Raw genomic sequence first — 5508 nt, 5'->3', positions numbered from 1 at the left:
ACTTGGAACGGTATGAGCGAGACGAGAATAAATAGTCGCTCTAGGGCAGTATAGCGTTGGTTGAAATGCCATAGATGCCTGCGAATTTATTCGGGGGAGCTGTCACAGGAGTGCATGAAAGCAGAAATATACTCCAGAAGGATAACCCTGCTGCCGGAGATATAATGCCTGAAAAAGCTTCGTGTCGTCAGCTTATCCACCTGTTCCAGGGAAACAATTGAAAGATACATAAGAAGCCGGATAAAAAATACAAGATGTAGCACAAGCATTTTGACCCAGGGGCTGTCAGAACTGATAGCCAGCCCGCAGATCCAGTTGCAGAGCTTGAGGGAGTGCGAGAGCAGCCTGATATTATAAAAGTGCAAAAAAAGAGCCAGGACTGTAAAGAGAAACGCAGATACAGCTAATAAATTAATTTCCTGCGCTGTTAAGTCCATATGGTTCATTAACCCTTATTTCTCGCTATTATTTGAATTTATTCTTTTTTAAGATCCGGTTTTCAATTTAGATCAGTCAGGCATTTGCTGAAAGCAGATTTAAGTTTATACTTTCCCATTTAAATCTCAATCCAGGGAAGTTTATTCGGAAAAAGAGTAAAGAAAACCGGAAGGGATGCCCGACAAATAAAGTGTCTGACCAGAAAAATTTGTCTGCCTGCACCCCTGTAACCGGACCTCACCTCAATTTTCCGGAGCCGTTAAAAAATCACACCTATCAGCCCCTTCTTATGGGAAAGAAAACGGAAAATCCGGATATTGCCGTTAGCATGAGGAATGGTCTGCCTATGGACACCCCTCTTATGTAAAACTTATATTTAACACTTATCTACAAATTCGTAATAATAGATGAGATCGTGCCTAATTAAAGACTTTAAATCTCAGGGATCTGTCTGTATTCAAAAAAATATAAAAATGAAAATTAATAGCCGGGATAATTTATAGCCCGGATAATTTATAGTCTGGCTTATTCCCTTACGTTTTCGATTACGTGTTTACCCCTTTCAGCCGGGATAATTGTCAGTTCGGCACCTGGAAACTCTTTCTCAAGCGGCTCGCCCTCTGCGATCCTGTCCATTGTGATTGCAACTGCCGCAACTTCGGAATGGGGCTGGCCGCCCACAGCTACGTTCCAGTCAGCGAGCTGGTAAATTTCAGGAGGAACCTTTTCTGCGCCGACAACGATCATGAGCTTTTCGCACTTTTTGAGTTCGCCAGTAACATCTGGCAGGTTAACCCCGTACATGGAAAGGTGACAGACTTTTCCGCCTTCGTCTTTCCAGTTCCTGATTTCCTGCTTGAAGTTAACATTATTTTTAATGTAGAAATGCCCACCCCAGCGATTGACCACATCTTCGAGGCTCTGCACAATCCCCGGGTCATCAGAAGCAAGAAGCATGCCTTCAGCTCCCAGCATCCTGGCAGTTAAGCCAACATGGGTAGTTATTCTCTTATCCCTCTCAGGGCGATGCCCCAGGCGCAGTAATACAATCCTCTTCATGCTCGGCTAAAACCCTGACAAGGTATTAAAGGGTTTCACTGAAGTTTCACTGAAACAGGGAAAAAAGGAAAAAATATGGGTATTACTGGAACCCATAAATTCCAGGGATTCTCTTCAGAAGCATGCCTTCGACTATTATCGGGTTTGTTCTCTGGGCCGTTGTCAATGCGATATCGAGCTTGAATTCTTTTTCAGCATAGATTGTGAGAATAGAGTCTCCTTTTTTGACCTGTTCTCCCATTTTCTTGTGGATCGCGACCCCGGCTCCTTTGTCACTCGGAGCTCCTGCAAGCCTGGCAATCTCAATTATCCATTTATTGTCAAACTCGATAACATATCCATCTGTAGAAGCAAAGATATCAGCAGTGTACTGGCCTACCTGTATATCATCGGATTTAATATTCGGGTCTCCACCCTGGGCTTCAATGATCTGTCTCATTTTTTCAAGAGCTTTTCCGCTCCTGAGCGTTTCCAGTGCAATTTCTTTTCCGCGGTCCCTTGGAGCCGCCCCTCCCATCTCAAGAAGAATACCAGCAAGGGCAGCGCTCTTTTCAATAAGGCTGTTTGGACCTTCCATGCTTTCCAGCACTTTCAGGGCTTCCCTGACCTCCAGCGCCGGACCCACCCTTCTTCCTATGGGAGACGAACCGTAGGTGATAGCACATTCGACGTTCATTCCGAGCCTGTGCCCCAGGTTGATCAGGTCTCTTGCCAGTTTCTGCCCTTCCTGGACAGTGGGGACCTTTGTGCTTGGCCCGACGGGGATGTCCATTACCACATTATCGGCCCCTATAGCTCCCTTTTTTGCCATGATTGAGGCAAGCATCTGGCAGTACGGATCAATAGATAGAGGGTACTCAACTCTGATGAGCTTGTCATCCGCAGGTGCGATATTGGTGGCTCCACCCCAGACAAGAGCCCCTCCCACTTTCTCGGTTATCTCCTTGACTTCCTGAGAGCTGAACTCAACAGGACAGAGCACTTCCATGAGGTCTGCAGTGCCTCCTGCACCTGTGATTGCTCTGGAACTTGTCTTTGGGATAAGCAGCCCGTTTGCAGCGACGATAGGGACAACGAGAAGAGATATTTTGTTTCCGGGCACTCCTCCTATCGAGTGCTTGTCCATGATAGGATGAGTATCAAATTCGATCCGGTCTCCGCTGTCGATCATAGCCCTTGTCAGCCATTCGACTTCATCATCAGTCATCCCATGAATATAAGAAGATGTTATAAAAGCAGAAAGTTCGACATCACTGAGGTTTTCCTCCACGATATCATTTACAAGCAATTTAATCTCGTCCTGAACAACAGGTTTCTTGTCCATCATCTTCTTGATAACGCTTGCAGATTTGGAGCGGAATGCCGGGACAACTTCTACTGGCTTATCCCAGTCCTGGAAGTGCGCATAAACTTCAGAAAAAACTCCAAGCGTGCCCGGAGGAACCATGTCCTCGGTTGTGTCCACAATAGCAGAAAGGCTTTTATGCCCACGGATGCGGACCCTATCTCCGGGATTAATTCCCAGCTCCTTCGCATCGGCAATATTAAATAACGCTTTGTGCTGTCCTATTTTTATGTCAAAATGTTCCAGTTTCAATTGCATTAATTAAACACCATCCTTTTCATTCTCAATATTATTGTGAACTTGTAATTGTAATTTATTTCGCCCGAATCAGACACTCTGCTGGTTTCTAAACCCCGTAAACCGACAGAAAGTCTGAAAAATATGGAAATTAAGAGCAGAGATAGTAGATATCAGGTAAGATCTCAGACCATGTAAGATCCCAGACCATGTAAGATCCCAGACCATGTAAGATCTTAGACTATAATATTAAACTGAGCTAACATATTAACCTTCATATTATTTTAAGTAGTTCCGTAAAACCTTTTTGGAAGCAAAAAGGACTGCAGGAAGAAAGACTGCAGGAAGAAAGACTATAGGAAGAAAGACTATAGGAAGAACAAATTAAAGAAAAAAGGTTCACTTTCGTTCCTGTATCAGTACAACTGCCGCAAGTACAAGCAGAACCCCTGCTAACTGCCAGCCTGATAGCATTTCCCTGAAAAAGAATAAACCTACAAGGGTGCCCACAACCGGCTCTACTGTTGCTACTATGGATGCCCTGCTTGATTCGACTTCCTCAAGCCCTTTTGTGTAAAGCAGGTAGGCAAGTACGGTGGGAAAAAAGCCCAGGCCTGCAAGGTAGATCCAGAAATTGCCCGTAAAAAAAGCTCCTGTGAAATTTTCAAAATTGTTAAAAGGCAGGAGGGCCAGGCTTGCAAAAATGAAAGTATAAGCTGCAATTGTCATTGTATGGTACTTTTTGAGGGCAGCTTTTCCGAAAATGCTGTAAAGGGCATATCCGAAACCCGCCCCTAATCCCGTAAGAAGCCCTGACCCGGAAATGGAAAAAGAATCCCCGAGCCCCGGAAGATAACCGGTTACAAAAGCGCATCCCACAAGGGTCAGCCCCAGAGAAACAAATTTTTTTACTCCCAGGCTTTCCCTGAAAAAAATCCTGGAAAGGACTGCAACAAATGCAGGAGCTGTGTAGAGCAGAGTAACGGCAATTGCAATCGAGGTTTCCCTGATTGTGGTAAAATAGCAGAGGTTAAAGAAAGCAAGGCTGAAGATGCCTGTCCCCACAAAATAAAGAGAATCCCGAACCCTTATTTTCAGCAGTTCCGGCCTTGTAAAAAGAAGATAAATCAGCATGATTACAGCCGCTGAGAGAACCCTCAGGGTTACAACCTGAAGCGGGGAAAATCCGAAACCATAAAAGCCTCGGACAAAAATCCCTATCGTACCCCACAGGACCGCACCTGCAGCAATCAGTAAATATGCCCGTTTTTGCATTCCGTAACCTTCTTTTGCCAGATCTTCAGTTTAGTGTACCTGTTCCCATTTGAAATCTTCGTTTAGTGGAATTTGTGACCGAAGGATCCAGCTGAAAAAATAGAGCATGATTTGAATAATCACTCATTAAATCAAAAAAGAAAGAGAGAAGACAGAGAAAAGAAAAAGGAATAAAAATAAGTACGCATTGGAGTTTATTTATTTGTACTTAGATATAGAAACAAGACCCCTGGCAATAGCTATTGCAATAATAGATATCAAGAACGTAGTTAAGAGAACCATGGTAAGATTCTCTTCATCAGCAAATTTGAACATAAAATAGAAGAGAATAGCACTTAACGCTAATCCAACAAGCAGCAAGATTGCTGCAGGTCCTCCCAAAATCTTTTCAGTATCCTTACGCATAAAGACAGTCCCTCCTGAGATAATTCACCAGCAAATTATATTTCCAAATTATTATTTTCAAGTTATCCATTTTAAGGATCTTTAATACTTCAAGAAACCTGAATGTAACAAAATTAAGCGGTAACTACATTTTCTAACGGAAAGAATTGATTTTAATTCATTAAAGCAACCAGAGATGAGAATGCATTATTAAAGGGGATCTCTATAGCTTTAAGCGTACCGATTCTTAATATTTTAGAAAAGAATCAGGATTATTGAAATATATGCTTCAGGTATGTACAACCTTCTAAGTATTAAATAAATTTATAGTTTTTGATTTTGAAAACCAGATAATGCCTCTTAGAGGCTGTCTGAATATTCATTTTCATCCGGGTAAAGTTTCTCTTTTAGCCAGTCTTCTGCTCATTATATGGATCATAGCCGCATAAATGAAGGCTTGACTGGACTCTGTCAATCCTTCATAATCCTTGCTCAAACGCCGATAACGGCCTATCCATCCAAATGTACGCTCTACTACCCATCTACGAGGAAGTACTTGAAAACCTTTGACATCATCGTTACGCCTTACAATTTCTAAAACCCAACCACACGTTATCTTGACCCAATTAACCAGTTGACCAGCATAAGCAGCATCAGCCCAAATCAGCTGCAATCGAGAGAATGTTCCTTTAATTTGTTCCAGAACAAGTTTAGCTCCATCTCGATCCTGAATATTCGCTGCATGAACTACAACCATTAATAGTAGCCCT

The 5508-nt window shown here is 42.9% G+C and carries 6 protein-coding genes; all 6 read right to left on the bottom strand.

What is annotated here, in order from left to right:
- Positions 1 to 86: 86 nt before the first annotated feature.
- On the bottom strand, positions 87 to 446 hold the full coding sequence (locus tag EO92_RS06420) for a hypothetical protein (protein WP_235283220.1): 360 nt from the start codon (positions 444 to 446) through the stop codon (positions 87 to 89).
- A gap of 517 nt (positions 447 to 963) precedes the next feature.
- Positions 964 to 1497, bottom strand: coding sequence for a tRNA (cytidine(56)-2'-O)-methyltransferase (locus EO92_RS06415; RefSeq protein WP_048170160.1), 534 nt, complete (start codon positions 1495 to 1497; stop codon positions 964 to 966).
- A gap of 82 nt (positions 1498 to 1579) precedes the next feature.
- Entirely contained in the window at positions 1580 to 3100 is a 1521-nt protein-coding gene (locus tag EO92_RS06410; RefSeq protein WP_048170158.1) for an AMP phosphorylase, read from the bottom strand.
- 378 nt (positions 3101 to 3478) lie between these two features.
- On the bottom strand, positions 3479 to 4354 hold the full coding sequence (locus EO92_RS06405; RefSeq protein ID WP_048170156.1) for a DMT family transporter: 876 nt from the start codon (positions 4352 to 4354) through the stop codon (positions 3479 to 3481).
- A 198-nt stretch (positions 4355 to 4552) separates the two neighbouring features.
- On the bottom strand, positions 4553 to 4759 hold the full coding sequence (locus EO92_RS06400) for a hypothetical protein (RefSeq protein WP_048131423.1): 207 nt from the start codon (positions 4757 to 4759) through the stop codon (positions 4553 to 4555).
- A 364-nt stretch (positions 4760 to 5123) separates the two neighbouring features.
- The coding region (locus EO92_RS06395) for an IS5 family transposase (RefSeq protein WP_048170154.1) at positions 5124 to 5508 on the bottom strand (385 nt) is incomplete at its 5' end.

It is taken from the genome of Methanosarcina sp. 2.H.A.1B.4 (assembly GCF_000979385.1).
Classification (GTDB): domain Archaea; phylum Halobacteriota; class Methanosarcinia; order Methanosarcinales; family Methanosarcinaceae; genus Methanosarcina.
The sequence above is the reverse complement of the archived record's forward strand: the minus strand, read 5'-3'. Positions and strand labels throughout refer to the sequence as shown.

Coding starts and splice junctions, on each gene's coding strand:
- EO92_RS06420 (WP_235283220.1), bottom strand. CDS start 446: ATGAACCATATGGACTTAACAGCGCAGGAAATTAATTTATTAGCTGTA.
- EO92_RS06415 (WP_048170160.1), bottom strand. CDS start 1,497: ATGAAGAGGATTGTATTACTGCGCCTGGGGCATCGCCCTGAGAGGGAT.
- EO92_RS06410 (WP_048170158.1), bottom strand. CDS start 3,100: ATGCAATTGAAACTGGAACATTTTGACATAAAAATAGGACAGCACAAA.
- EO92_RS06405 (WP_048170156.1), bottom strand. CDS start 4,354: ATGCAAAAACGGGCATATTTACTGATTGCTGCAGGTGCGGTCCTGTGG.
- EO92_RS06400 (WP_048131423.1), bottom strand. CDS start 4,759: ATGCGTAAGGATACTGAAAAGATTTTGGGAGGACCTGCAGCAATCTTG.